Origin of the sequence: Xanthobacter dioxanivorans (assembly GCF_016807805.1) — a bacterium.
Classification (GTDB): domain Bacteria; phylum Pseudomonadota; class Alphaproteobacteria; order Rhizobiales; family Xanthobacteraceae; genus Xanthobacter; species Xanthobacter dioxanivorans.
This window is the reverse complement of record NZ_CP063362.1, coordinates 3747324-3773626: the sequence shown is the minus strand read 5'-3', so window position 1 is coordinate 3773626 and position 26303 is coordinate 3747324. Positions and strand designations below refer to the sequence as shown.

Sequence of the window (26303 nt, the reverse complement as noted above, 5' to 3'; positions counted from 1 at the left end):
GCCTGCCGGAGCCTTGTGAATGCGCCTCCTCTCCCACCTCCTGAACCGCTTCGTGGAGAAGGGCCAGCTCACGGTCCTCACCGCCGACGGGCAGCGCCATGTGTTCGGCTCGGGCCAGGACGGGCCGTCCGTGACCGTGCGCATGCACGACAAGAAGCTGGAGCGGGATCTGTTCTTCAATCCGGAGCTGGTGGCCGCCGAAGCCTATATGGACGGCCGCCTCTCGTTCGAGGACGGGGCCGGGGCGTTCGAGCTGCTGATGCTGTTCTCGGTGAACCGCAAGGGCCTCGGCGCGCATCCGGTGCAGCAGGCGCTGCGCAAGGCGTGGCGTTCGGTGCGGCGGTTCCAGCAGGCGAACCCGGTGGCCAAGGCGAAGGAGAACGTCTCCTCCCACTACGACCACCCGGCCGCCTTCTACCGGCTGTGGCTGGACGAGACCATGGCCTACAGCTGCGCCTATTTCCGCGAGCCGGACGAGCCGCTGGCCGACGCCCAGCGCAACAAGTTCCGCCACATCGCCGCCAAGCTGAACATCTCCCCCGGCATGCGGGTGGCGGAGATCGGATCCGGCTGGGGTGGCCTTGCCATCTACATGGCGAAGGAATGCGGGGCGCACGTCACCGCCATCAACGTCTCGCCCGAGCAGCTGGCCGAGAGCCGCCGCCTCGCCGAGGCCGCGGGCGTGGCGGACCGCATCGACTTCCGCGAGGTGGACTACCGCAACCTTGAGGGCAAGTTCGACCGGGTGGTCTCCATCGGCATGATGGAGCATGTGGGCGTCTCGCACTTCGACGATTACTTCACCACCGTCCGCAACCTGCTGGCCGAGGGCGGCTTCGCGCTGGTGCATGCCATCGGCCGCATGTCGCCCCCCGGCACCACGGCGCCCTTCATCCGCAAGTACATCTTCCCCGGCGGCTATGTCCCGGCCTTGTCCGAGGTGTTCGCCTCCACCGAGCGCACCCACCTGTGGGTGGACGACTGCGAGGTGCTGCGCCTGCACTATTACTGGACCATCCGTGCCTGGCGGCGGAACTTCATGGCGCGGCGCGCGGAAGTGGACGCCATGATGGGCGAGCGCTTCGGCCGCATGTGGGAATTCTACCTCGCCGCCGTGGAGCTGGGCTTCCTGCACGGCTCCAACATGGTGTTCCAGCTCCTCCTCTCCGAGAAGCGCGACGACGTGCCGGTCATCCGCGACTACATGATCGACGGCGAGCGGGCGCTCGCGGCCCGGGAGCGGCGGTGATGGCGGGAGACCAGAGCGGACGCAGCCGTTTGCCTCCCCTCCCCCCTTGCGGGAGAGGGGGCGCGAACGTGAATGCCGGCGCCATCAGAAATCGTTTGTCTGGCGGCGCGCCCCGCGCCCGCCTCCCCTTCCCCGTCCCGAGGTCCTGACATGACCGATGCGACCGCCCTGCCCTTCGCCGAGGACATCGCCCGAGGCCTCCCCCCCGTCACCCGCGCCGACTGGCTGAAGCTGGTCGACGGGGTGCTGAAGGGCGCGCCCTATGACCGGCGCCTCGTCACCCGCACCTATGAGGGCCTCGCCCTCGACGCCCTGCCCGAGCGCAAGGCGCACGCCCCGGTGGTCGCCGGCCGCCCGGCGGGGCCCCGTGGATCATCAGCGCCCGCGTGGACCAGCCGGACCTCGCCGGCGCCAGCGCGCAGGCGCTGGAGGACCTGGACGGCGGCGCCTCCGGCCTGTCCCTGGTCTTCGCCCCTTCCCCCCACGCCCACGGCTTCGGCCTGCCGGACGGCGCCGACCTCGGCGTGGTGCTGAAGGACATTCTCCTCGACCTCATCGAGACCCGGCTGGAAAGCGGCGCCTTCCAGGGCCGCGAGGACGCCCTCGCCTTCGCCGACCATGCGGAAGCCCGCGGCTTCGATCCCAAGGGCCTGTCCGTCTCCTTCGGCCTCGACCCGCTGGGCGACTTCGCCGCCGCCGGCACCCTGCCCATGGCGTGGCCGCTTCTGGCCAAGCGCTTCGCGGAAAGCTCGGCCATCCTCGCCGCGCGCGGCTTTTCCGGCCCGTTCGCCCGGGCGGACGGCGCCATCTATCACGCCGCGGGCGCCTCGGACGCGCAGGAGCTGGCGGGCGTGCTCGCCACCGCCGTCGCCTATCTGAAGGCCTATGCCGAGGCCGGCATCCCCCTGTCCGATGCGGCGCCGCGCATCGAGGCGGCCCTGGTGGCGGACGTGAACCAGATCGCCACCGTCGCCAAGTTCCGCGCCATCCGCCTGCTGTGGAGCGCGGTGCAGCGCGAGTGCGGCATCGAGGCCGCCCCCCTCAAGGTGCACGCCACCACCGCCTGGCGCTCGCTCACCCGCCGCGATCCTTATGTGAACCTGCTGCGCAACACGGTGGCAGCCTTCGCCGCTGGCGTCGGCGGCGCGGACAGCGTCACCGTCCTGCCCTTCACCCAGGCGCTGGGGCTGCCGGATGCCTTCGCCCGCCGCCTCGCCCGCAACACGCAGGTGATGCTGATGGAGGAGAGCAACGTCCACCGCGTGGCCGACCCCGGCGCCGGCGCCGGCGCGGTGGAGGCGCACACGGACGGCCTCGCGGAGAAGGCCTGGGACCTGTTCCGCACCATCGACAAGCGCGGCGGCATGGCCGACGTGCTGGAGGACCGCTGGCTCAAGGCCGAGATCGCCGAGGTGAAGGCGAGGCGCGACAAGGACGTGGCCAGCCGCAAGGCGCCGATCACCGGCACCTCCGAATTCCCCATCCTGGTGCAGCAGGCGCCCGAGGTGCTGGCGCCCCTCGCCCCCGCGTCCCCGGCGGCGGACGGGGCGCTCGCCCCCCACCGCATCGCCGAACCCTTCGAGATCCTGCGCGACAAGGCCGAGGCGGCGGCGAAGGCCCCGTCCGTCTTCCTCGCCGCGCTGGGGCCGGTGGCAGCCTTCACCGCGCGGGCGTCCTTCGCCAAGAACTTCTTCGAGGCCGGCGGCATCTGCGCCACCGTGCCGGACGGCTTCGCCGACCTCGACGCCCTCCTCGCCGCCTTCGGGGCGTCGGGAACGCCCTTCGCCTGCCTCGTCTCGTCGGACGAGGTCTATGGCACGGAAGCTGCTTCTACTGCCTCGGCGCTGAAGGCCGCGGGCGCCGGCGCGGTCTGGCTTGCCGGCAAGCCGGCGGAGCTGGAAGCGGCGCTGACGGCGGCCGGGGTGACCGGCTTCGTCTTCGCCGGCTGCGACGCGCTGGAGACTCTGGCGCGGGCGCAGGCGGCGGCCGGGCTGGGCTGAGGACAGGGGAGAACCATGTCGCAAGTCATTTCGGGCCTGACTGCAATTGCGTTCATCGCTGCCGGCGCCGGGGCGTCCCCCGCTTATGCCGACAACGCCAGGCGGTTCGACGGCACCTGGAGCGTGCGCACCTCGGCCGAGACCGGGGATTGCAACAAGAATTACGACTTCAAGCTGGCCGTGAAGGGTGGCACAGTCACCTATGCGGGCTTCTGGCCGGTGACGGCCACCGGCGGCATCAACAAGCTCGGCGCGGTTCGGATGATGCTCAAGCACGGCAGCCACAAGGTGGCGGCCACCGGCCTCGCCGAGGGGGATCAGGCATCGGGCGACTGGTCCTCGCCCCATCCCAAGTGCAGCGGCTCCTGGTTCGCCAAAAGAAGCTGAGCTGGCGGACCTGAGCTGGACCAACCCGGGCACTCGCGAAGACGCGGTCGATTTCGAGGGAAATGAAGATGAGCCGGATCCCCAATTTCGCCGACATCGACTGGCGCGCGCCGGACGTCGTGCCGCCCTCGGTCGCCGCGCAACCCTGGACCACGCCCGAGGGCATCCCGGTGAAGCCCCTCTACGGCCCCGCCGACATCGAGGGGCTGTCCTATATCGACACCTATCCCGGCATCGCGCCGTTCCTGCGCGGGCCGTATGCGGCCATGTATGCCACCCAGCCCTGGACCATCCGGCAATATGCCGGCTTCTCCACGGCAGAGGATTCCAACGCCTTCTACCGGCGCAACCTCGCGGCCGGGCAAAAGGGCCTGTCGGTGGCCTTCGACCTCGCCACCCACCGGGGCTATGACTCTGATCACCCGCGCGTCGCCGGCGACGTGGGCATGGCGGGGGTCGCCATCGATTCCATCTACGACATGCGCACCCTGTTCTCCGGCATCCCGCTGGACCAGATGAGCGTGTCCATGACCATGAACGGCGCTGTCCTGCCGGTGCTGGCGCTCTACGTGGTGGCGGCGGAAGAACAGGGCGTGCCGCACGCCAAGCTGTCCGGCACCATCCAGAACGACATCCTCAAAGAATTCATGGTGCGGAACACCTACATCTATCCGCCCGCGTCTTCCATGCGCATCATCTCCGACATCTTCGCCTATACGTCGAAGGAAATGCCGCGCTACAACTCCATCTCCATTTCCGGCTACCACATGCAGGAAGCCGGCGCGACGCAGGATCTGGAGCTGGCCTATACGCTGGCGGACGGCGTCGAATACGGCCGCGCCGGCGCCGCCGCCGGCCTGCCCATCGACGTATTCGCGCCGCGCCTCTCCTTCTTCTGGGCCATCGGCATGAATTTCTACATGGAGGTGGCGAAGCTGCGCGCCGCCCGCCTCCTGTGGACGCGGCTGATGACCGACCTCGGGGCCAAGAACCCCAAGTCCCTGCCCCTGCGCACCCATTCGCAAACCTCCGGCTGGTCGCTCACCGCGCAGGACGTGTTCAACAACGTCATGCGCACCGCCATCGAGGCCATGGCCGCCACCCAGGGCCAGACCCAGTCGCTGCACACCAATGCGCTCGACGAGGCGCTGGCACTGCCCACGGACTTTAGCGCCCGCATCGCCCGCAACACCCAGATCCTGCTGCAGCAGGAGAGCGGCACCACGCGGCAGATCGACCTGTGGGGCGGCTCCTATTTCGTGGAGAAGCTCACCACGGACCTCGCCGCCAAGGCGTGGGCGCACATCCAGGAGGTGGAGGCGCTGGGCGGCATGGCCAAGGCCATCGAGGCCGGCATTCCCAAGCTGCGCATCGAGGAGGCCGCCGCCACCACCCAGGCCCGCATCGACGGCGGGGCGCAGACGGTGGTGGGCGTCAACAAGTTCAAGCCCGAGCGCGACCGCATGATCGACGTGCTCAAGGTGGAGAACGCCACCGTGCGCGCGGCGCAGATCGAGAAGCTGCGCCGCCTCAAGGCCGAGCGCAACGACCCGGACGTCGCCGCCGCGCTCACCGCCTTGACCAACGGCGCGGCGGGCGGCGGCAATCTCCTGGAGCTCGCCATCGACGCCGCCCGGGTGAAGGCGACGGTGGGCGAGATTTCCGACGCGCTGGAGAAGGTGTTCGGCCGCCACCGCGCCGAGATCCGCGCCATCTCCGGCGTCTACAAGCGCGAGGCCTCCGCCATGAATGACAAGGTGGGCAAGGTGCAGAAGCTGGTGGAGGCGTTCGAGCATGCGGAAGGCCGCCGGCCACGCATTCTCGTCGCCAAGGTGGGCCAGGACGGCCACGACCGCGGCCAGAAGGTGATCGCCTCCGCCTTCGCCGACCTCGGCTTCGACGTGGACATCGGCCCCCTGTTCGCCACGCCCGAGGAAGCCGCCCGGCAGGCGGTGGAGAACGACGTGCACGTGGTGGGCATCTCCTCGCTGGCCGCCGGCCACCTCACCCTCGTGCCGGCGCTGAAGGCGGCGCTGGAGGCCGAGGGCCGGGGCGACATCATGGTGGTGGTGGGCGGCGTGGTGCCGCCGCAGGACTACGAGGCGCTCAAGGCCGCCGGCGCCGAGGCCATCTTCCCGCCCGGCACGGTGATCGCCGATGCGGCGAAGGAACTGATCGCCACCCTCTCCCACCGCCTCGGCCACACGCTCGAAGCGGCGGAGTGAGCGGCGCCGGCGACCTCACGCCATTGGGTTCCACCCTGCGGGTGCTGGAGCCCGCCCCGCACGTGCTCGCCTTCTATGACGGGCGCGTGCCCGGCGCACGCCTGCACGGCACCCACGAGAACTGGCTGGACGATGGCGCCTATGCGCTCGGCATCGCCTCCTATGCGGTGATCGATGGCGAAGACGCGCTGGTCTACGACAGCCACGTCTCGCTGGCCCACGCCCGCCTCATCCGCCGCACGCTGGAGGCAAAGGGCGCCCGGCGCATCCGCTTGGTGCTGAGCCACTGGCACGACGACCATGTGGCCGGCAACGCCGTGTTCGCCGACGGCGAGATCATCGCCAATGGCGAGACCGACGCGCTGCTGCGCCAGCATCGCGCCCGGCTGGAGGCGGCCGACCCGCCCATTTGCCCGCTGGTGCTGCCGAACCGGCTGTTCGAGGAGCGGCTGTCCCTGATGGTCGGCTCCGTCCCGGTGGACCTGATCCACATGGACATCCACAGCCGCGACGGCACGGTGGCGCTGCTGCCCGGCGGCCTGCTGCTGGCCGGCGACACGCTGGAAGACCCCATCACCTACGTGGACGAGCCGGACCGGCTGGCGATCCACCTCGAAGGGCTGGAAAAGCTTGCGGCACTCGGCGCGACGCGCATCCTGCCCAACCACGGCGCGGCGGAGGCGATCGCGGCCGGCGGCTACGGCGAGGGGCTGATCGACGCGACGCGGCTCTATGTGGAGAAGCTGCTGCGGCTGAAGAATGAGCCCGAGCTGGCCCCGCTCGATCTGAGGACGTTCGCGGCCGAGGCTTTCGCCACGGGGGCGGTGACGTATTTCGAGCCCTATGAGGCGGTGCACCGGCGGAATGTGGAGGCGGTGTTGGGGGTGGGGTAGGAACCGGTCGCCCTTGTCCCGGTCGCCCTTGCCGAGGCATGGAGGGTGCCGCTTGAGTTGGACACTGGGGCACCGGCCGCATGAACCCTGCGGAGATTTACAGTGCGGGGCGCACGGGACTCACCCGGCGCTCCCGCCCCTTCACCCCGCCTTGTGCAGTCCCAGCCCGGCGTTGCCCAGCCCGGCCTTCGCCGTGCCGACCAGCCCCTCCACCTTGGCCACGATGGCGTCCGCATCGAGTCCCGCCTCGGCCAGCTGGCGGGCCTGCGAGTCCTGGTCGATATAGGTGTCCGGCAGAACCATGGTGCGGACCTTCACCGCGCCGCGGTCCAGCACGCCTTCGTCGGTGAGGAGCTGGAGCACGTGGCTGCCGAAGCCGCCCACGGAGCCCTCCTCCACGCTCACCAGCGCCGCGTGGCCGGTGGCCAGCTGCAGCACCAGGTCGCGATCCAGCGGCTTGGCGAAGCGCGCGTCGGCGACGCTCACGGCGAAGCCCGCCGCCTCCAGCCGCTCGGCCGCCTCCAGGCACGCGGCGAGACGGGTGCCGAGGGAGAGCAGGGCCACGTCCCCCGCGCCGGTCCCGCGCACGAGTCGGCCCTTGCCCATGGGCAGCACCTCGCCCCGGTCGGGCCGCTCGATACCGACGCCCTCGCCGCGCGGGAAGCGCACGGCGATGGGGCCGTCGTCATAGGCGACCATGGTGGCCATCATGTGGGTCAGTTCCGCCTCATCGGCGGGGGCCATCACCGCCATGCCGGGCAGGCAGGCGAGATAGGCGATGTCGAAGGCGCCGGCATGGGTCGCCCCGTCCGCCCCCACGAGGCCGGCGCGGTCGATGACGAAGCGCACGGGAAGGCCCTGCAGGGCCACGTCGTGCACCACCTGGTCGTAGCCGCGCTGGAGGAAGGTGGAATAGAGCGCGCAGAACGGCTTGAAGCCCTCGGCCGCGAGCCCGGCGGCGAACGTCACCGCGTGCTGCTCGGCGATGCCGACATCGAAGGTGCGCTCGGGATGCACCTGCCCGAACAGGTCGAGCCCCGTCCCCGACGGCATGGCGGCGGTGATGGCCACGACCTTCGGGTCGCGCCGCGCCTCGGCGATGAGGCTCTCGGCGAACACGCGGGTATAGGACGGCGCGTTGGACTTGGCCTTCACCTGCGCGCCGGTCATCACGTCGAACTTGACCACGCCGTGATACTTGTCGGCGCTGGCCTCGGCCGGGGCGTACCCCTTGCCCTTCTGCGTCACCACATGGACCAGGATGGGCCCGGTCTTGGCGTCGCGCACGTTCTTCAACACCGGCAGCAGGTGGTCGAGATTGTGCCCGTCGATGGGCCCCACGTAATAGAAGCCCAGCTCCTCGAACAGGGTGCCGCCGGTCCAGAAGCCGCGGGCGAACTCCTCCGCCCGCTGGGCGCCGCGCTCCACGAACTTGGGCAGGTGGCCGGCGATCTGCTTGCCGATCTCGCGCAGCGAACGGTAGGTCTGCCCCGAGATGAGCCGCGCCAGGTAGGCCGACATGGCCCCGGTGGGCGGGGCGATGGACATGTCGTTGTCGTTGAGGATGACGATGAGCCGGGAATCCATGGCGCCGGCATTGTTCATGGCCTCATAGGCCATGCCCGCCGACATGGCCCCGTCGCCGATGACGCAGACCACGTTGCGCTCCTCGCCCGCGAGGTCGCGCGCCACCGCCATGCCGAGGCCGGCCGAGATGGAGGTCGAGGAGTGCGCCGCGCCGAACGGGTCGTAGACGCTCTCCGACCGGCGGGTGAAGCCGGAAAGGCCGCCGCCCTGGCGCAGGGTGCGGATGCGGTCGCGGCGGCCGGTGAGAATCTTGTGGGGATAGCACTGGTGCCCCACGTCCCAGATCAGGCGATCATGGGGCGTGTTGAAGACGTGGTGCAAGGCTACCGTCAACTCGACCACGCCGAGGCCCGCGCCCAGATGACCGCCGGTGACCGAGACGGCATCGATGGTCTCGGCGCGCAATTCGGCGGCGAGCTGGGCGAGCTTGTCCTGGGGGAGGCGCCGCACGTCGGCGGCATCCTTGATGGTATCGAGCAACGGGGTCTTCAACGAGGTCACGGACCACTCCGACCGGAACGAACCGGGAAAACGAGCCTTACACAGCCAAATGGCGGCTTGCAACGGACAATGGGTGCGCACCGGCCCCCTCGTCGCGGCGCCGGGAAGACGGCTTCAGCGGTCCTGGACGTGTGGTGACCGGCCATGGATGAACCCGCGGCACCGGAGCGGCGGGCCCTCCGCGGCCTGCCACAGGGGACCCGCCACAAGGGACCTGCCACAAGGGACCTGCCACAAGGGACCTGCCGCAGGTTCTCGCGGCAGGTCGCATTTCCCCAGGCCACATCACCCCGGGTCACATCACCCCGGGCCACATTCCCTCATATCATTTGACCTCAGGCCACTGACCCTGGGTCACTTGCCCTCAGGTCACTTGCCCTCAGGTCACTTGCCCGCCTGCGCCTTGCGGGCGTCGGCGATGGCGGCCTTCAGCTTGTCGAAGCCCACCGCGCCGATCACTGCCTGGTCGCCCACCACGTAAGACGGCGTGCCGTTGAGCGACAGGGCGGTGCCGATCTTCATGCTCTCGTCGAGGGTGGCGTTCAGCTCGGGCGAGGCGGCGAACTTCTGGATCGCGGCGGGATCGACGCCCACCTCCTTGGCCACCGCCAGGGCCTTGGCCCGGTCGGCCGTGCCACGGGCGCCGAGCAGCGCCTGGTGGAACGCCATGTACTTGTCCGGCGCGGCGAGCCGCACCGCCACCGCCACCTGCGCCGCCTCCACCGAGGGCTGGCCCAGCACCGGATATTCCTTCAGCACCACGCGCAGGTTCGGGTCCTGCTTCACCAGCTGCTGGAGGTCGGACAACGCGTGCTTGCAGTAGCCGCAATTGTAATCGAAGAACTCCACCAGGGTGACGTCGCCCTTGGGGTTGCCCACCACCACGCCGCGCGGGCTGTTCAGGAGCAGCTCCTTGTTCTCGCCGATGGCCTTGGTGCGCTGGCCGGACTCGACCACCATCTGGCGCTGCTCCAGCACCGCGATGGCCTCCTGCAGCACTTCCGGATTCTGCACCAGATAATCCCGGATGACGGCGCCGATTTCCTTCTTCTCGGCATCGGTGAAGGCGGCGGCAGGGCTCGCCGCGAGAAGGACCGCCGGGACGGCGGCCAGCGCAAGCGCGGCGAGGCCGCCGGCGATGCGCCGGAAGCCGGAAAGGGACGAGCCCTGGTTGCGGGACATAAAGGTCTCCATGGGGTGAAAGTGCATCATTGTGGTCGGTTCAGCGCCGACTTGGGCGGCTTGAAGTTCACGAGGTCGTCGGCCTTCAGCCAGCCGGGCGAGCCCTGCGGGAAGCGCTGGCGCGCCCGCGCCGCGAGCTCGCGGCCGGACTTGAAGTCGCCGGTGGCAAAATAGCCCTGGGCGGCGGCGAGGTCGGCATTGGCGAGGTCGCCGGCCCGGCCATAGGCGATGGACAAGGAGCGCCAGGCCGACGACGAATTGGGATCGCGCTGCGTCGCCTGCACCAGCTCGCGCATCGCCTCGGAATTGTCGCTGGGCTTGCCGGATTCCACCAGCGCCTGGCCCAGCATAGAGCGGATGAGCGGCGCATTGCCGGTCATGGAGACCGCCTTGCGCAGGGGCGCCACCGCATCGGCGGCCCGCCCGCTCTCCAGCAGCGCCTGCCCCTTGAGCTCGTAGAAATACGGGTTGGACGGATCGCGCGCGATGAGCGCGTCGATCTGCGCGACGGCGCTGGAAACGTTGCCGAAGCGGTAGGCCGAGATCGCCCGCGCATATTGCGCCGCCATGGAGGTGTCCGAGGCCGGGTAGCGCCGCGCCACCACCTCCGGCCGCTCCATGAAGCCGATCAGCTTGGCCCGCATCATGTCGTGCCGCGCCTGGAGCGCCGGCGGGTCCTTCACATTGTAGTAGGGGCTCTTCTTGGCGAGCTCCTCCAGCGCCGCGATGCGCTCGCGCGCCATGGGATGGCTCAGGAGGTAGGGGTCCACCCGCTGGCTGATGAAGAGCTGGTCGCTCTGGAAGCGCTCGAAGGTCTCGATCATGCCCTTCGAGGACTGGCCGGTGGCATCCAGATACTTCACCGCCGAGCGGTCGGCCGCCTGCTCCTCGCCGCGCTGGTAGGAGAGCAGGGAGCGGCGGATCGCCTCCTGCGGCGCGGACATGGCGGCGGCGCCCACATTGCCGAGGTCGCGGCCGTTCATGCCGCTGGCCGCGCCGGCCGCCATGCCGCCGGCGGCGAGCAGCATGGCGACGATGGCCATGGTCTGGGCGCCCGCCAGCTGCTCGCGCATGCGGGCGAGATGGCCGCCGGCGATATGCCCGGTCTCGTGCGCCAGCACGCCGATGATCTGGTTGGGCGTCACCGAATCCACCAGCGCGCCCGTGTTGACGAAGATGCGCCGCCCGTCCGCCACGAAGGCGTTGAACGAGCGTTCGGAGATCAGCACCACTTCCACATTCTGCTGGGCGAGGCCGGCGGTCTTCAGGATGGGCCGCGTATAATCGCGCAGCAGGGCCTCGATCTCGGTGTCGCGGATGGTGGTGGGCCGGCCCCGGGGGCTTGATTCCTGCGCCACCGCGACCTGGACGGGCAGGCTGACGGCGGCCAGCAGGCACGCGCCGCGCCCGAGACGGGCCGCGCCGCGGCGGGCCACCTGGAAGAGCTTCTGGAAAGACATCGGCATCGCTGCTCGGCTTCGTTCCGTTCCTGGGCCCGTCCGGCCCTGTTGCACATGCGCGGTCCTCGCGCCGAAAATGCCCCCCGCGCCGCAGGGGCCGGCGCGGCGGTGAAGCCCGCCGGCACCGAAATCCTCGGTACCGAGATCCTCGGCGCCGAAATCCTTGGCGCCGAAATCCTTGGCGCCGAAATCCTTGGCGCCCGGGGCGGCGCAGGCTACGAGACGCAGGGGACACTGGCGAACACCCGCCCCGCGGTCAATGCGCCGATCTTCACGTTGGGGCGACCCTCGGGATGCCCGGTGCGGTGTCCCCTGGGAATGGAACCCGACCCTGGGTGAGACCCCGTCTCAGGGACAGTCAGAATGCGGCGGCAGCACGGCAGCGCCGGCCGCCGCCTGGAAGGAAGCGGAAAGTCAGCCTCGCATGACCGCCATCGCACATCGCACCCACGCCGCCGCCATCGCCCTGTCCCGGCGCAGCGCCGTGGATCCGTTCATCGTCATGGACGTGATGGAGCACGCCGCGCGCATCGAGGCGCAGGGCGGCCGCGTCATCCACCTGGAGGTGGGCCAGCCGGCGGCTCCCGCTCCCCTGGTGGCGCGGCAGGCCGCCGCGACCGCTTTGGCGGCGGGACAGGTGGGCTATACCGCGGCGCTGGGCCTTCCGGCGCTGCGCGCGCGCATCGCCCGCCATTATGGCGAGACCCACGGCGTCGCCATCGATCCGGAGCGCGTCGTGGTCACCAACGGCTCGTCCGGCGGCTTCATCCTGGCCTTCCTCGCCTTGTTCGAGCCCGGCGACCGGGTCGCCATCGCCGCCCCCGGCTATCCGCCCTACCGGCACGTGCTCTCCGCCCTCGGCTGCGAGCCGGTGCTGATCGAGACCCGGGGGGAGGACCGCCACGCCCTCACTCCGGAAGGCCTCATGGCGGCGCACCGCGAGGCGCCGCTCAAGGGCGTGCTGGTGGCAAGCCCGGCCAACCCCACCGGCACCATGATGGACCGGCCCGCGCTCTCGGCCCTGCATGCGTGCGCCCGCGACCTCGGCCTCGCCTTCATCTCCGACGAGATCTATCACGGCCTCGACTACGCCTTCCCGGCGGTGAGCGCGGTGGAGATCGGCGAGGACGTCACCGTCATCAACTCCTTCTCCAAATATTTCTGCATGACCGGCTGGCGCGTGGGCTGGATGGTGGTGCCGCCCGGCGTCTCGCGCACCATGGAGCGGCTGCAGCAGAACCTGTCCATCTCCGTGCCCACCCTGTCGCAGATCGCCGCCGACGCCGCCTTCGAGGGCCGCGCCGAGATGGACCTCGTCAAGGCGAGCTACGTGGAGAACCGCCGCATCCTCACGCAAGGCCTCCCCAAGGCGGGCCTTGCCCGCTTCCTGCCCGCCGACGGGGCCTTCTACCTCTATGCCGACGTCTCCGACTTCACCGACGATTCCGCCGCATTCGCCCGCCGCATGCTGGACGCGGTGCACGTGGCGGCGACGCCGGGGGTGGATTTCGACCCCTTCCACGGCCGCAGCTTCCTGCGCATCTCCTATGCCGGGTCGCCGCCCGACATGGCGCAGGCCGTGGCGCGCATCGGCGACTTCCTGAACCGGGGATGACAGCACGCGCGGCGCGCCGGCTTGTGAGAGCCGCAAGCGGCGGTGTATCTGGACCAACTTTCATCGAGACGGATTCGGACGCGTTCCGGCTGGGCCGCATGCGACCACCGTCGCTGACCGGGAATATCCCATGTCCGCGTCCGAGACCCCCGCGTCCGAGACTCCCGCGTCCGAGCCCCCCGCGTCCGGAACGCCCGAGCCCCAGACTCCTGCGCCAGAGGTCACCGTCGCGGTCTCCGCCCTGGACCTGGGCGCGCTCCTGTGCTCGCGGGTGTGCCACGACGTGATCAGCCCGGTGGGCGCCATCGTCAACGGCATCGAGGTGCTGGAGGACGAGGACGCCGCCGACATGCGCGAGGTCGCCCTCGACCTCATCGCCAAGAGCGCCCGGCAGGCCTCGGCGCGCCTCCAGTTCACCCGCCTCGCCTTCGGGGCGGCGGGCTCAGCCGGGGCGCGGCTCGATCTCGGCGACGCCGAGCAGGTGGTGCGCGCGGTGATCGAGGACAGCCGCACCGCCATCGAGTGGACCCTGCCGCGCGAGCTCCTGCCCAAGAACCGGGTGAAGCTGCTGCTCAACCTCGTGCTGCTGGCCGGCACCACGGTGCCGCGCGGCGGCGTCATCCGGGTGTCGGCCCAGGGCGAGGGCGACGCCACGGGCTTCACGCTGGCCTCGACCGGGGTCAGCGCCCGCATTCCGCAGGGCATCGTGGCGCTGGTGGGCGGCGGCGTGCCCGAAGGCGGGCTGGACGCCCATTCGGTGCAGCCCTTCTATGCCGGGATGCTGGCGCGCGACTGCGCCCTCGGCGTGAGCTTCGCCCAGGACGGCGAGACGGTGACCATCACCGCCGCCTGATCCCGTCAGCCATCGGCTTGCACCAACGGCCTCGGCCTTCGATCGAGGCAGAGAAGGGGGCGCCCGGGCGCCGCGCGGGCCTGATGGCGATGCCGGGCGGGCGCGGCGCCAGCGGTCCGCGCTGGCCGGCTTTCGGCCCGCGATCGCCCCATTTTCAAGCCGGAACGAAAAAGCCCCGCCGAAGCGGGGCCTTTTTGGGATGCGGCGGCGCGCGTCAGACGGCGATGCGCTCGGCGCCGGGCATCGGTTCGCGCAGCACATAGCCGCGTCCCCATACCGTCTCGATATAGTTCTTGCCGGCGGAGGCGTTGGCGAGCTTCTTGCGCAGCTTGCAGATGAACACGTCGATGATCTTGAGCTCGGGCTCGTCCATGCCGCCGTAGAGATGGTTGAGGAACATCTCCTTGGTCAGGGTGGTGCCCTTGCGGAGCGAGAGCAGCTCCAGCATCTGGTATTCCTTGCCGGTCAGGTGCACCCGGTTGTTCTCGACCTCCACCGTCTTGGTGTCGAGGTTGACGATCAGGTCGCCGGTCTGGATCACCGACTGGGCATGGCCCTTGGAGCGGCGGACGATGGCATGGATGCGCGCCACCATCTCGTCCTTGTGGAAGGGCTTGGTGAGGTAGTCGTCGGCCCCGAAGCCGAAGCCCTTCACCTTGTCTTCCGTATTCGCAAGGCCGGAAAGGATGAGGATGGGAGTCTTCACCTTGGCGAGGCGAAGAGAACGCAGGACCTCGAACCCGGACATGTCCGGCAGGTTCAGGTCGAGCAGAATGATATCGTACTCGTAGACCTTGCCAAGGTCGACGCCTTCCTCACCGAGGTTGGTCGTATAGACATTAAAGCTCTCGGTCTTCAGCATCAGTTCGATGCCTCGGGCCGTAGCACTGTCGTCCTCGATGAGCAAGACGCGCATGGCTATCCCTTTCCTCGCAACTACCCGAAAGGCGGCGTTGCCGACTTTCGTTGCTCGGCCGTTGGAGTGATTCGCGATACGTGTGTAGAATCGTTAACAGAACTCGATTCTCTCCCACAAGAGTCTGCGGAAAATTCTTTATGCCCGGGAGTCAAGACTGACTCTGTTTCAAGCACTTAAGGTTTTCCACAACCCGTTGGGCACGCGCCCGATCACCCCACGCCCGAGTCCTTAAGGGCGGCGTTCGGGAAAGCGCCCAGCGCGCTTCACCCGAACCGTAGCGCCATCATTAACGAAGGCGGTAAACGATTGGTTGCCGACGGGACGGGTGTTGCGATTTTCTCGCCGGACGCGACGCTCAGTAAGGAAAGGGCAACCCTCACCGGACATTCTCTGCCCCGGAGGCTCCGAGCGCACACGGGCGGGCGTGCGGGGCGCGTCAGCCTGTGCGTACCGGAGTAGACGGCGATGAAGTCGCGTGACCCCCTGATCCGTGCCAAACGTTTCCAGATCGAGGATGCGCGTCGCCGCCTCGTCCAGATCGAGGCGATGATCGCCGATTTCGAGCGCATGGCGCAGGATCTCGAGCGCGACATCGCCGCCGAGGAGGAGCGCTCGGGCATCACCGATCCGCGCCATTTCGCCTACCCGCCGCTGGCGCTGGCCGCGCGCAACCGGCGCGACAACCTGCGCCGCTCGGCCGAGGACCTCGCAACCCAGCAGGACGATGCCAAGGCGGTGCTCGCCGAGGCCGAGGCCGATCTCGCTCTGGTGGAAGCCGCCGGCGAGATGGAGCGCACCGGCCGGGTGGAAAGCCCGCCGCGCCGCGCCCCCCTGCGCCCCACCGAGCCCGCGCGCCACTAGGCGCGAGCCGACGCGGGGGCCCTCATCGCGCCGAAACCCGGGGACCGTCATGTCCCGGCTCGTCCGGGGCATCCGCTCGGCCGCTCGCCCCGCGCCCGCAAGCCAGGGAGCCGGCACGCCAGCCCGGCCGCACCGCCTCCCCCGGACAAGCCGGGGATGACGGCCGGCGCATGAATTCGCCGCGCGTGGAGGCCGGCAGACACCGCCGTGACGGGGGATGGCTCACCGAGCGGTAGGTTGGTACAACCTATTGCGGTGCAGCGAAATTATTTACCCGTGAAGGGGGTGCCGAGGCGCCCTCCAAGCTTCCAAACGCCGCCAAGGCTCCGGTAACCTCTTCCTCACCATTCCCGAGCGAGAGCGTTCCGTGACGCCGATCCGCAAGGTCCATGCCCTCGTCGAAGCGGTCGCAACCGGCGACCGACAGGCGTTCGAGGAGCTCTATCGCCTCACCAGCCCGAAGCTGTACGGCATCGTGCTGCGCCTGATGCGGCGCCCGGAGCTGGCGGCGGAGGCGCTGCGCCGCACCTATGGACGCATCCACGCCGAGGCGCACACCCTCAAGCCGCAAGAGGATCCCGTCGCCTGGATGGTGTCCATCGCCCGCGCCTGCGCCCTCGACATGGCCTGGCGCCGGCCGGTGGGGGATGCCTTCGAGCCGTTCGACGTGGGCCAGCGGGGGGAGGACCCCCTCGCCGGCGCGCGGCGCAGTCCCGCGCTCCAGCGCCTGCTCACCTGCCTCGGCACCCTGCCGGAAGAGCGCCGGCGCATGGTCCTTCTCGCCTTCTACGACGGCTGGAGCCGCGAGGCCCTGTCGGTCTATTTCGATGCGCCGCCAGCGGGCATCCGGGCCTGGATGGCGCGGAGCGTGGCGCAGCTCGGCGCCTGCCTCGGACGGCGCGCGTGACCGCGGCCCTGCCCGCCCAGGTGGTCCGCTCGCCCTCGGACGTGGACCGGACCCTGGCCGCCGAGTTCGTGCTCGGCACCCTCGATCCCGACGAGCGCAAGATCGCCCGGGGGCGCGTGGGCGCCGATCCCCAGTTCGCGACGCTGGTGCGGCAATGGGAGCGCCGCCTTGCGCCCCTGCACGAGCTTGCCGTTCCGGTGGCGCCCCCGCCCCAGCTCTGGCGGCAGATCCTCGCCGATCTCGACGCCGCCCGTGCCGCCCGGCCGAGCGGCGGCCGCGTGCGCTCCGGCGCTCCCGTCGCCGATGCCTCCGGCCGGCCCGCGCCGCGGCCCGACCTGAAGGGGCGGCCCGATCGGCCGGCAACAGGCGTGCTCGGGCGGTTCCGCCGGCTGCTCGCGCTGCCGTTCCGCCGGCGCGCCGCCGCCCGGCCGGCCCGGCCCGAGACGCCCGAGCGCCGTGCGCGGCCCGAGGGCGGAGCCGCCGCGCCGCTGTCTGCGCCCGTCGCCCGCGGCCCGCAGGAGCGGACCCTCGGCCGCGCCATCCGGGCCGCGACCGACGCCGGCCTGCTGCCGCCCCGGCGCGCGCGCCCGCGCCCCCCGAACCGGCGAGGCGCGCCGAGCCGCAGCGCCCCGCCCTGCCCGTCGCGGCGGCGGCCGGCCCGCCGCCCGCCCCGCCCCGCGTGCGCCCCCCGCCGGAGCCGCTGGCCCCGCCCCCGCCTTCATGTTCCTCGAGCCGGAGGGACCGCCCGCCGCCGGCCCGCCGGCCTCCGAGCCGGCGCATGGACCGGCCGCGAGTCCCCCGGGGGAAAATCTCCCCCCGGCAGAGACGCCGGCGGCAGGCGCCCCGGCTGCAAGTCTTCCGGCGGCAAGTCCCCCGCTGGCAAGTCCCCCGGCGGCAAGCCCTCCGGGGGCAACCGCCGTGGCCGCCACCTTGGCGCTGCTCCGCGCGCCCCCCTCGCCGCCGCAGCCCCCGGCGGCCGAGGAGGAGGCGGGCGCAGAGGCGGCCGCGGCCGTGGGACAGGACGCTCCCCCGGCAGCCGACACCGACATCGGCTTGACCCTGCCCGACACGGGCGATGCCGACGGAGTGTCGGGGCCGGTGTCGGATGCGGCCGCCGCGCCTTCCGAGGCGCCTGAGGGCGGCGACCGCCCGGTCGAACCGGCGACCGCCGCCGCGTTCGAGGGCCCGGCCGAGACCCCGCTCGCGGCCCCCTCCCCCGCCGATCCCGCACCGCCCGAAGCCGGACCGGAGGCCATCCTCCCGGACGCTGCGCCACCCGCCGAACAGCCGCCATCCGGCGCCGATCCGGACGATGAGCCCCTGGCCAGCGATGGCTCGGGCGCCGAGGCCCAGCCCTTGCCCTCCTGGGCCGAGGCGGTCGCCTCCGGCAGCGTCTCCGCATTGCCGGAGCCCGAGGACGGCGGCCCGGCCGCCGCCTTCCTGACGGGGCAGAGCGACCTTGCGGGCGAGGCGCAATCCCGCCCCCTCGACCCAGCTGCGACGGCCCGGCAAATGCTGCACCGGCAGGTGCTGCGCTGGCAGGTGGCGGCGTCGCTGCTGCTGGTCCTGTGCCTCGGCCTCGGAGCCGGCGTCGCCTATCGCACCTGGTTCTGGCCGGACGACGGACAATGGGTCGGCGTGCTGCGCGCCACCCAGACGCAGCCGGCCATCGCCCTGCGCATCGATCCGGTCAGCGGCGCTTTCCACGTGCGCGCCTTCGCGCCGGAGCCGGACCCCGGGCAGACCTACCGCCTCTGGCTCGTCACCGAGACGCGCGGAACGCTGCTGCTCGGCGCCTTCACCACGATGCTGTCCGAGCGCGCGCCGGCCCTCGCTCGCATGGGGGCCGGCGGGCTTCGGGCATCGGAGGTCCTCGTCACCCGCGAGCCGGCGGCCCGGGCGCTGCTCCCCGGCAGCGGGCCGGGCGAGGACGTGGTCTATCGCGGCCGTCTCATGCCGGACTGAGGCGCGCCGCGCCCCGTGCCGCCTCAGGCGGCGGGGCCTGCGGCGATGCGGGGCCCGGGCCGGGCGCCGGTGACCCGCAGGGCATTCTGGCGCGCGCTGACAACGCAGTTGCGGCCCGATGCCTTGGCCGCATAAAGCGCGCCGTCGGCCGTGTTGATGAGCTCTGAAACGTCCGCGAGGTCCGGCCCGCTGGGCAGGAAGGTGGCGGCGCCGACGGAGAGGGTGACCCTGGTATCGCGCCCCTCGACCCGAACGAGGCATTCTTCCGCCAGCGCCCGCAGCCGCTCGGCGGTCAGATGCGCGCCCTTCTCGTCCGCGCCGGGCAGGACGATGCAGAATTCCTCGCCGCCATATCGGCCCACGATGTCAGACGGGCGCACAGCCCCCGGCATGAGCAGGGCGAAATGCCGCAGGACGGCGTCGCCGGTCTCGTGGCCGAAACGGTCGTTCACCGACTTGAAATGGTCGAGGTCGGCCAGCAGCACCGAAAGGGGAATGCGCCGGGCCTTCGCCACGCCGAGGAAATGCACCGCCCGCTGAAGTGTGGCGCGCCGGTTGAGCAGGCCGGTGAGGTCGTCCACGGAGGCGAGACGCTCCAGCACCATGAACAGGCTGCCGAAGCTCCAGGCCACGGCGAGGCCGAGGCTCACGACCAGCGTGCCGTGCTCGGCCGGCGTATCGAGCGGATGCAGGGCGCCGCCATAGCCGAACTGCGCGGCGATCCCGCGCAAAAGGAAGATCGACGCGATCCCCGCCATCAGCAGGCCGGCGGGCAGGCGGGACATCACCGGCCCGGAGCCGGAGCTCTCCAGCAGCGCCACGGCGGAAAGTCCGGCCCAGGCGGCAACGATGAGGGAGGCGATGCTGACGCGGTCGGGCGCGTTGTCGCCGAAGGCCAGAGATACGCCGAGCGCCAACGCGCCCGCGACGGCGCTGGCAAGCACCCACGTCACATGGGCCGGGCGGTCGTCGAACGTGCGGATTCCGCTGAACAGCAGCCCCATGCCCAGGAAGACGAGCCCGTTGCCCGCCAGCGCGCTCACGGGCAAGCCAATGCTCGGCCGGGCGGCGATGGCCAGGCAGCCGCCCGACAAGGCGAGATTGGACAGGCCCCAGAAGGCGAGCGGGGACGCCCGCAACCGCACGGCAGCCAAAAGTTGCATGGACGCCAGCATCACGCCGACCAGCGCCGAAATCCCAAGCATGGTCTGGACATGAAACTGCATGGAAGAGCCCCGCCCCTGCGTGCACGCACTGCAATCGGCGCGCCACTCCTGCACCAATTACGTGTGCACCTCAAGCGGCAACATCGTTTCGATTCCGCTCAATCATCGTGCGCTTTGTAACCAAGGACGAGACTGTGGCGCAGCAATGACGCCATCGGCCGGGACCGCTATGATGCGCACCGTCGCGCAACCTCGAGGAGGCTTCATGGCCGAGCAGCCGTCCGACCCGCATCTGCCCCGTCCCGTGGACCGCGCGCTGGATGCCCGATTCCGGCACGGCCAGTCCACCGAGCCGAACTATTCCGGGGTCACCTCCTTCCTGCGGCGGCGGTATGCGCGTGACGGCGGCGGGGCGGAGGCGGTGGTGTGGGGCGTGCCCCTCGACGTGGCGGTGTCCAACCGGCCGGGCACGCGCTTCGGACCGCGGGCCATCCGCGCCGCCTCCTCGATCCTCGACGGCGATCCCTTCTATCCCTTCGGCTTCGACCCCTTCGAGGCGCTGGACGTGGCCGACGGCGGCGACTGCGTGTTCGACTACGGCCTGCCGGCGGGAATCCCTGGCGCCATCACGGCGCAGGCGGCGGCCCACTACGCGCGCGGCACCCACCTCGTGACCCTGGGCGGCGACCATTTCCTCACCTATCCGGTCCTGCGCGCCCTCACCGCCCGCCTCGGCGGGCCGGTGGCCCTGGTGCAGTTCGACGCCCACCAGGACACGTGGGACGACGGCGGCGAGCGGGTGGACCACGGCACCATGATCACCCGCGCGGTGAAGGACGGGCTGATCCGGGTCGACCGCTCGGTCCAGGTGGGCATCCGCACCCATGCGCCGCAGACCTGCGGCATCGAGATCATCGACGCCCTCACCGCAGGAGAGCTCGGGCCGGCGGCCGTCGCCACCCGCATCGCCGAGCGCGTGGGCGATGCGCCGGTCTATCTTTCCTTCGACATCGACGCCCTGGACCCCGCCTTCGCGCCGGGCACGGGCACGCCGGTGTGCGGCGGCCTCTCAACGCGCGAGGTCATCTCCTGCCTGCGCCGCCTCGGCGGGCTCGACCTCAAGGGCTTCGACGTGGTGGAAGTCTCCCCGCCCTATGATCACGCGGAGGTCACGGCGCTTGCAGGGGCGACGCTGGCATCGGTCTATTTCTGCCTGCTGGCCGAGCGCAAGGCGAAGGGGGCGGTGATTTCGCTTTAGAGACGGCGGCGCACCCTGGTCCGGCCTGAAGTCACCCCTCGTCCCGCCCCGGCCCGTCCGGGAGAGGACGGTCGGGCCGCCTCTTCCAGGCAAGGCCCCCACCCCGCGCTTCACGACAGGGCCCGGCTCAGCGCGGGAATGGTGCCGGCGCCCCTTCGGTTCGGTGAGGCATGGTACCGCCTTGCCGGCCCGACCCGGATATGGGACAGCCCGTGCGCAGCGGCATAATTGGGCAGCCTGAGAGGGAAGCTTGGCGTGAAGGGAAACCGGCCGGGGCTGACCACCTATATCCTGCCGATGGCAGCCCTGCTGCTCGCGGGCCTGTTCCTGCTCAGGCCGGAGCTCTCGCCCGGCCACAAGGGGCTGGCGGCCGACGCCCTGGCGTTTTTCTCGGTGATGCTGCTCGCCGCCGCGGCCTTCTGCACCGTCTCCCACGCCGACGTGGTGGCGGCGCGGCTGGGCCAGCCGTTCGGCACGCTGCTTCTCACCTTGTCCGTGACCGTCATCGAGGTGTCCGTGATCGCCTCCATGATGCTCAACAAGGACAACAATCCGACCCTGGCGCGCGAATCGGTGCTTTCGGTGCTGATGATCGTGAACACTGGCATCGTTGGCCTGTGCCTCCTGCTCGGCAGCCTGAAGCACCGTGAGCAGACCATCCAGCAGCAGGGCGTGTCCGGCTACCTGTCGGTGATGATCGCGCTCGGGGTGATGCTGCTGATCCTGCCGAGCGAGACCCGGGAGGGCGCCTCCGGCGCGTTCTCGACGGTGCAGCTGCTCTACATGTCGTTCATCGCCCTGTCGCTCTACGCCGCCTTCCTCTACATGCAGACGGTGCGGCACCGGGAGCATTTTGGCAGCCAGCCCGAGGGGCACGCCGAAGCCCCGCCCGCGACGGCGCCGTTCCTCGTGGCGCTCGCCATGCTGCTCGTGTCCCTCGTGGCGGTGGTGGCGCTGTCCCGGCACGTGGCCTCGGCGTTCGAGGACTTCCTCGGCCAGTTCGCGCTCGAGGACCCGGACGCTGTGACAGGCGCCCTCGTGGCCCTGCTCCTGCTGCTGCCCGAAGGCATCAGCGCGGTGCGCGCGGCGGCGCGGAACCATCTTCAGCACTCCCTCAACATCGCGCTGGGCTCGGCCCTCGCCACAATAGCCCTGACCATCCCGGCCATGGCCGTCATCAGCGTGCTGATCGGACGACCCATGGTGCTCGGCCTCGACAACGAGGACCGCACGCTGCTGCTGCTCACCTTCGTCCTGTCCATCCTCTCCTTCGGCACCGGCAAGACCAATGCGCTCAACGGCGCGGTGCATCTCATCGTGTTCTGCGTCTATGTGCTGCTGCTGTTCCTGCCATAAACGCGGCGGGCCCCTGCGCGGCGGTGGACAGGCCGTTGGCCAGATGGCATGGTCCGGCCGAATTTGAACGGGGCGCGAGCCGTGAAGAATTTCCTGCTCTACATCTTCACCTGGTGGAACAAGCAGACCGTGGGCACCATGTGGTGGACCAAGCGGTTCGGCGAGTTCGTGGGCGAGGACGAGTTCGGCAACCGCTATTTCCGCACCAAGGGCGGCAAGATCGACCCCACGCTCGGCTTCGAGCGCCGCTGGGTCATCTATCCCGGCTACGCGGAGGCCACCACCATCCCGCCCGGCTGGTGGGGCTGGATGCATCACCGCGTGGATACGCCGCCGACCGACGAAAACTACGCGGCCTTCTCCTGGCAGAAGCCGCATCGCCGCAACATGACCGGCACGCCCGGCGCCTACCGGCCGAAGGGCTCCGTGCTGGCGGGCGGGCTTCGTCCCCGCGTCACCGGCGACTACAAGGCCTGGACCCCCGGCGAATAGCGCGGTTCCGCGCCGCCTTGCCACCGCCCGATTCAGGCGGTCTGAAGGGCAGGCACGCGCCGATCGCGCGCCGGAGGCGGCCCGGACCGGCCGCCCCTTCCCCACAGGTTGATGAGTTGATGCGCGCCATCCGCACCGTTCCGCTTCTCGCCCTGGCCCTCGCCGCCGGCTGGGCCCCGCAGGCGGTCGCGCAGACGATCGGGCAAGGGCGCGGCGTGATCGAGCAGATGCCCCTCCCCCACCCGGAGCCACGGCGCCGCAGCGGCCGCCGCCCGGCGCAGCGCGCCCGCCGGGCACCGGCACGCCCCCGCCGGTTCCGCCGGCCCCCGCAGCCCCCGGCGCGGCCCAGCAGCCGAAGCCGGACGAGGGCGGCGACGTGATGGTGGTGCAGCCGCCGACGCAGAAGATCCCCAACGCCTTTGCGGTCTTTGCCGGGCTCGACAAGATCACCGGCCGCACCACCACCTTCGACGTGGCCATGGGCGAGACCGCCCAGTTCGGCGCGCTGCAGGTGACGCCGCGCGTGTGCTACACGCGTCCCGCCACCGAGACGCAGAACACCACCTCCTTCGCCGAGGTGAACGAAGTGACGCTGCAGGGTCAGGCCAAACGCATCTTCACCGGCTGGATGTTCGCCTCCAGCCCGGGGTTGCATGCGGTGGAGCACCCCATTTACGACGTGTGGCTGATCGGCTGCAAAGCGGCCGCCCCGGTCACCGCCCGCCCCGCCGGCCAGTGATAGAAATCCGCCTCCGCCTGGAGCGCGTGGTCGAGCAGGCGGTGATACTGGCGCCGTGACACCTCGATGGCGCCGAAGGTCTTCAGGTGGCTGGTGACGAACTGGGTGTCGAGCAGGCGGAAGCCGCCGGCGATCAGCCGGCCCACGAGGTGGACGAGGGCCACCTTCGAGGCGTCGCGCTCGCGGTGGAACATGCTCTCGCCGAAGAAGGCGGCGCCGAGCCTCACCCCGTAGAGACCGCCCACCAGGCGGCCATCGTGCCAGGCCTCGACCGTGTGGCAGCGGCCGCGGACGAAGAGCTCGCCGTAGAGCTTGCGGATGCGGTCGTTGATCCAGGTCTTCTCACGGCCGTCCTGCGGCTCGGCGCAGCCGTCCAGAACCGCGTCGAAGTCGTAGTCCACGCGGATTTCGAACTTGTCGGAGCGCACCGTCCGGGCGAGGCGCGAGGAAATGCGAAAGCCGTCGAGGGGATGATGCCCCGCCGCTCGGGCTCGATCCAGTAGAGGCCGGGGTCGTCGGCGCTCTCGGCCATGGGGAAGATGCCGCAGGCATAGGCCTTCAGCAGCACCTCGGGGTGATCTCGACGATCTGGTCGCTCAGCCGGCTCATGCGGAAAGAGTAGCAGCAAATCGAGCGTCCGTGTGGCACCGCACCTCCGCGGCGCGGCTTCTGCCCGCTTCGGGTGCGATCCGGCCCGAGCGGCGCATCCCTCGCCCGCCCCGGGCGGGGCCGGCGCCCGGACGGGCGCGATTCCACTTCCACCCGGACGGATCGCACTCTAGACACGGCGCATCCGTCCTTCACGCGAAGTCCCCGCCATGACCCTCTCCCGCGCGCCCGCACCCACCGATGCCGCTCTGCTGGCGGGGTTCGCCGAGGCGGCCCTTGCGGCGGGCGTCGCCATCCGCCGCATCGAGGCCGAGGGCATTTCCCACAGCCGCAAGGCCGATGCGAGCCCGGTGACGGAGGCGGACCACGCCGCCGAGGCCATCATCTGCGCCGCCCTCGCCCATCTCCTGCCGGGGGTGCCGGTGGTGGCGGAGGAAGCCATGGCGGCCGGCGCCAGCGTCACCTGCGGCAACCGCTTCCTGCTGGTGGATCCCCTCGACGGCACCCGCGAATTCATCTCCGGCAACGGCGAGTATACGGTGAACATCGCGTTGGTGGAGGACGGCACGCCGGTGCTCGGCGTCGTCTATGCCCCGGCCCGGGCATTGCTGTTCGCCGGGCGGCCGGGGGCGGCCTTCCGCGCCATCCGCGCCCCCGGCGCCGCCGTCGATGCGCAGGACTGGACGCCCATCGCCTGCCGCACGGTGCCGAACGGCCCCATCGTGGTGGCCGCGAGCCGCTCGCACGGCGATCCCGCCACCGACGCGCTCATCGAGCGCTACGAGGTGGCCGAACGGATCCCGGCGGGCTCGGCCCTCAAGTTCGGCCTCCTCGCCGAGGGCAAGGTGGATCTTTATCCCCGCCTCGGAACGGTGATGGAATGGGACAGCGCCGCCGGCCACGCCCTCGTTGTGGCAGCGGGCGGCCGCGTGACGCGGCCCGACGGGAGCCCCCTCACCTACGGTCACGCGGAAGCCGGCTTCAAGGTCCGCGGCTTCGTCGCCTGGGGTGCGGGACACCGGTCGTTCCACGCCGCGGCGAGCTGAGCCTGAATAATTCCGCAACCATGATGGTGATTGCCGCGCAACGCGCCGGCACAAGCTGCTGCGCGCCTTTCCGGTGTCATAGTGATGGCCATAATCGCAGCGATTCGTTGCTGCCCATCCCCGCCCCGTCGAAGCCCCGCCGTCGAAGCCCACCGCGAGATCCAGCCATGCGATTTTCTTCGAGCTTCCCCAAGACCGCGCGCTTCCCGGGCGCCAGCGTCTCGTCGGCCTTGTCCCGGCGATCCGTGTTGCAACGCCTGGCGCTGGGGCTCGCAGGCCTCGTCCTCGGCCTCGCCGCCCTGTTCGCCGGAGCGCCGGCCCATGCCCAAGGCGCCCAGGGCGCCCCGCCGCAGAACTATTCCACCAACGAGCTGGTCAGTAAGGGACACTCCTTCTTCGGCAGCGTCTCGCGCGGCCTCGCCCTTTCCATCGAGAAGGCGGTGAGCCAGTGGGGCCAGCCCAACGGCTACATCCTCGGCCAGGAGGGCGCGGGCGCCTTCATCGGCGGGCTGCGCTACGGCGAGGGCGTGCTCTACACCCGCAATGCCGGCGACCTGAAGATCTACTGGCAGGGTCCCTCGGTGGGCTGGGACTTCGGCGGCGACGGCGCCCGCACCATGATTCTCGTCTACAACATGCGCAGCGTGGAGGACATCTTCCGCCGCTTCGGGGCATTTCCGGCTCGGCCTATCTGGTTGCCGGCTTCGGCATGACCGCGCTGGGCGCCGATGGAATCGTGGTGGTGCCCATCCGCTCGGGCGTGGGGGTGCGGCTCGGCGCCAATCTGGGCTATCTCAAGTTCACGCCCAGCCCCACCTGGAACCCCTTCTGAACGGAACGTTCCACGAGGGCGGGATCACGGTACCGGCTTTGCGCCCGCGCCCGGCGTACGCGGCTCGGTCTGCGCGGCGCCGCTGGCGGCGGCGTCCCGGCCATGGCATGAATGAGACGAATGCCGCAGCGCGGGGGTTCCGGAATCAGTTCGGCGCCGACCGCCTGCGGAGGGCGAACGGGAACGGGTGACGGCCCTGCC

Annotated in this window: 20 protein-coding genes and 2 pseudogenes; 16 read left to right on the top strand and 6 right to left on the bottom strand. The window is 70.6% G+C overall.

The annotated features are described in order from the left end of the window. Positions 1–19 precede the first annotated feature (19 nt). The 5 genes from EZH22_RS17580 (at position 20) to EZH22_RS17560 (ending at position 6754) form a co-directional block, all read left to right on the top strand. The gene (locus EZH22_RS17580; RefSeq protein ID WP_203191813.1) at positions 20–1249 is read left to right on the top strand and encodes an SAM-dependent methyltransferase; all 1230 of its coding nucleotides are present in this window, start codon (positions 20–22) and stop codon (positions 1247–1249) included. Positions 1250–1635: 386 nt separating this feature from the next. Then, positions 1636–3249: a methylmalonyl-CoA mutase family protein gene (locus EZH22_RS17575; protein ID WP_333473604.1), complete on the top strand. Its 1614-nt coding sequence runs from the start codon at positions 1636–1638 to the stop codon at positions 3247–3249. A gap of 15 nt (positions 3250–3264) precedes the next feature. Next, positions 3265–3636, top strand: a complete 372-nt coding sequence (locus EZH22_RS17570; RefSeq protein ID WP_203191812.1) for a hypothetical protein — start codon at positions 3265–3267, stop codon at positions 3634–3636. A gap of 68 nt (positions 3637–3704) precedes the next feature. Beyond that, positions 3705–5861 (top strand): methylmalonyl-CoA mutase, encoded by a 2157-nt coding sequence (gene scpA / locus EZH22_RS17565; RefSeq protein WP_203191811.1) that lies wholly within the window; start codon positions 3705–3707, stop codon positions 5859–5861. Further along, positions 5858–6754, top strand: a complete 897-nt coding sequence (locus EZH22_RS17560) for an MBL fold metallo-hydrolase (protein WP_203191810.1) — start codon at positions 5858–5860, stop codon at positions 6752–6754. The genes scpA and EZH22_RS17560 overlap by 4 nt, the downstream gene beginning before the upstream one ends. Before the next feature lie 141 nt (positions 6755–6895). On the opposite strand, the gene dxs is transcribed toward EZH22_RS17560, so the two are convergent. The 3 genes from dxs to EZH22_RS17545 all read right to left on the bottom strand — a co-directional run bounded on the left by dxs (position 6896) and on the right by EZH22_RS17545 (position 11484). Next, positions 6896–8842, bottom strand: a complete 1947-nt coding sequence (dxs, locus tag EZH22_RS17555; RefSeq protein WP_203191809.1) for a 1-deoxy-D-xylulose-5-phosphate synthase — start codon at positions 8840–8842, stop codon at positions 6896–6898. 384 nt (positions 8843–9226) lie between these two features. Continuing rightward, complete coding sequence (locus tag EZH22_RS17550) at positions 9227–10024, bottom strand: DsbA family protein (protein WP_203191808.1); 798 nt, start codon at positions 10022–10024, stop codon at positions 9227–9229. Positions 10025–10050: 26 nt separating this feature from the next. Continuing rightward, positions 10051–11484 (bottom strand): M48 family metalloprotease, encoded by a 1434-nt coding sequence (locus EZH22_RS17545; protein WP_203191807.1) that lies wholly within the window; start codon positions 11482–11484, stop codon positions 10051–10053. A gap of 424 nt (positions 11485–11908) precedes the next feature. Between EZH22_RS17545 and EZH22_RS17540 the strand changes: the two genes are divergently transcribed. After that, positions 11909–13099, top strand: coding sequence for a pyridoxal phosphate-dependent aminotransferase (locus EZH22_RS17540; RefSeq protein ID WP_203191806.1), 1191 nt, complete (start codon positions 11909–11911; stop codon positions 13097–13099). Between the two features lie 130 nt (positions 13100–13229). Beyond that, entirely contained in the window at positions 13230–13952 is a 723-nt protein-coding gene (gene chpT, locus EZH22_RS17535) for a histidine phosphotransferase ChpT (protein WP_203191805.1), read from the top strand. Positions 13953–14166: 214 nt separating this feature from the next. Here the strand turns inward: chpT and ctrA are convergent, their stop codons facing one another. Beyond that, positions 14167–14868: a response regulator transcription factor CtrA gene (ctrA, locus tag EZH22_RS17530; RefSeq protein ID WP_203191804.1), complete on the bottom strand. Its 702-nt coding sequence runs from the start codon at positions 14866–14868 to the stop codon at positions 14167–14169. Positions 14869–15336: 468 nt separating this feature from the next. Between ctrA and EZH22_RS17525 the strand changes: the two genes are divergently transcribed. From EZH22_RS17525 to EZH22_RS17515, 3 genes are all read left to right on the top strand, one after another. Next, on the top strand, positions 15337–15732 hold the full coding sequence (locus EZH22_RS17525) for a flagellar export protein FliJ (RefSeq protein WP_203191803.1): 396 nt from the start codon (positions 15337–15339) through the stop codon (positions 15730–15732). A gap of 367 nt (positions 15733–16099) precedes the next feature. After that, positions 16100–16639 carry a sigma factor-like helix-turn-helix DNA-binding protein gene (locus tag EZH22_RS17520; protein WP_203191802.1) on the top strand — a complete coding sequence of 180 codons (540 nt, stop codon included), beginning with the start codon at positions 16100–16102 and terminating at the stop codon, positions 16637–16639. Positions 16640–17557: 918 nt separating this feature from the next. Beyond that, on the top strand, positions 17558–18604 hold the full coding sequence (locus EZH22_RS17515; protein ID WP_203191801.1) for a hypothetical protein: 1047 nt from the start codon (positions 17558–17560) through the stop codon (positions 18602–18604). Positions 18605–18627: 23 nt separating this feature from the next. Here EZH22_RS17515 and EZH22_RS17510 read toward each other — a convergent pair whose 3' ends face one another. Beyond that, positions 18628–19830: a GGDEF domain-containing protein gene (locus tag EZH22_RS17510; RefSeq protein ID WP_203191800.1), complete on the bottom strand. Its 1203-nt coding sequence runs from the start codon at positions 19828–19830 to the stop codon at positions 18628–18630. A 205-nt stretch (positions 19831–20035) separates the two neighbouring features. Between EZH22_RS17510 and speB the strand changes: the two genes are divergently transcribed. The 4 genes from speB (at position 20036) to EZH22_RS17490 (ending at position 23615) form a co-directional block, all read left to right on the top strand. Beyond that, on the top strand, positions 20036–21028 hold the full coding sequence (speB, locus tag EZH22_RS17505; RefSeq protein ID WP_203191799.1) for an agmatinase: 993 nt from the start codon (positions 20036–20038) through the stop codon (positions 21026–21028). Positions 21029–21283: 255 nt separating this feature from the next. Continuing rightward, positions 21284–22384, top strand: a complete 1101-nt coding sequence (locus EZH22_RS17500; protein WP_231711021.1) for a calcium:proton antiporter — start codon at positions 21284–21286, stop codon at positions 22382–22384. Positions 22385–22465: 81 nt separating this feature from the next. Beyond that, entirely contained in the window at positions 22466–22876 is a 411-nt protein-coding gene (locus EZH22_RS17495; protein WP_203191798.1) for an NADH:ubiquinone oxidoreductase subunit NDUFA12, read from the top strand. 379 nt (positions 22877–23255) lie between these two features. Beyond that, positions 23256–23615: a DUF2155 domain-containing protein gene (locus EZH22_RS17490; RefSeq protein ID WP_333473738.1), complete on the top strand. Its 360-nt coding sequence runs from the start codon at positions 23256–23258 to the stop codon at positions 23613–23615. Here EZH22_RS17490 and aat read toward each other — a convergent pair. After that, positions 23549–24224 (bottom strand): annotated as a pseudogene (aat, locus tag EZH22_RS17485) (leucyl/phenylalanyl-tRNA--protein transferase). The gene EZH22_RS17490 and the pseudogene aat overlap by 67 nt on opposite strands. Positions 24225–24433: 209 nt before the next feature. On the opposite strand from aat, the gene cysQ reads away from it, so the two are divergent. Both cysQ and EZH22_RS17475 read left to right on the top strand, forming a co-directional pair. Continuing rightward, positions 24434–25270 carry a 3'(2'),5'-bisphosphate nucleotidase CysQ gene (gene cysQ / locus EZH22_RS17480; RefSeq protein ID WP_203191797.1) on the top strand — a complete coding sequence of 279 codons (837 nt, stop codon included), beginning with the start codon at positions 24434–24436 and terminating at the stop codon, positions 25268–25270. A gap of 167 nt (positions 25271–25437) precedes the next feature. Beyond that, positions 25438–26102 (top strand): annotated as a pseudogene (locus tag EZH22_RS17475) (DUF1134 domain-containing protein). Positions 26103–26303: the final 201 nt, after the last annotated feature.

Bases quoted from the DNA above. Each gene is read 5' to 3' on its own strand.
- scpA (WP_203191811.1), top strand. From the start codon at position 3,705: ATGAGCCGGATCCCCAATTTCGCCGACATCGACTGGCGCGCGCCGGAC.
- EZH22_RS17525 (WP_203191803.1), top strand. From the start codon at position 15,337: ATGAAGTCGCGTGACCCCCTGATCCGTGCCAAACGTTTCCAGATCGAG.
- EZH22_RS17580 (WP_203191813.1), top strand. From the start codon at position 20: ATGCGCCTCCTCTCCCACCTCCTGAACCGCTTCGTGGAGAAGGGCCAG.
- ctrA (WP_203191804.1), bottom strand. From the start codon at position 14,868: ATGCGCGTCTTGCTCATCGAGGACGACAGTGCTACGGCCCGAGGCATC.
- EZH22_RS17490 (WP_333473738.1), top strand. From the start codon at position 23,256: ATGGTGGTGCAGCCGCCGACGCAGAAGATCCCCAACGCCTTTGCGGTC.
- chpT (WP_203191805.1), top strand. From the start codon at position 13,230: ATGTCCGCGTCCGAGACCCCCGCGTCCGAGACTCCCGCGTCCGAGCCC.
- cysQ (WP_203191797.1), top strand. From the start codon at position 24,434: ATGACCCTCTCCCGCGCGCCCGCACCCACCGATGCCGCTCTGCTGGCG.
- EZH22_RS17510 (WP_203191800.1), bottom strand. From the start codon at position 19,830: ATGCAGTTTCATGTCCAGACCATGCTTGGGATTTCGGCGCTGGTCGGC.
- EZH22_RS17545 (WP_203191807.1), bottom strand. From the start codon at position 11,484: ATGTCTTTCCAGAAGCTCTTCCAGGTGGCCCGCCGCGGCGCGGCCCGT.
- speB (WP_203191799.1), top strand. From the start codon at position 20,036: ATGGCCGAGCAGCCGTCCGACCCGCATCTGCCCCGTCCCGTGGACCGC.
- EZH22_RS17550 (WP_203191808.1), bottom strand. From the start codon at position 10,024: ATGTCCCGCAACCAGGGCTCGTCCCTTTCCGGCTTCCGGCGCATCGCC.
- EZH22_RS17540 (WP_203191806.1), top strand. From the start codon at position 11,909: ATGACCGCCATCGCACATCGCACCCACGCCGCCGCCATCGCCCTGTCC.
- EZH22_RS17570 (WP_203191812.1), top strand. From the start codon at position 3,265: ATGTCGCAAGTCATTTCGGGCCTGACTGCAATTGCGTTCATCGCTGCC.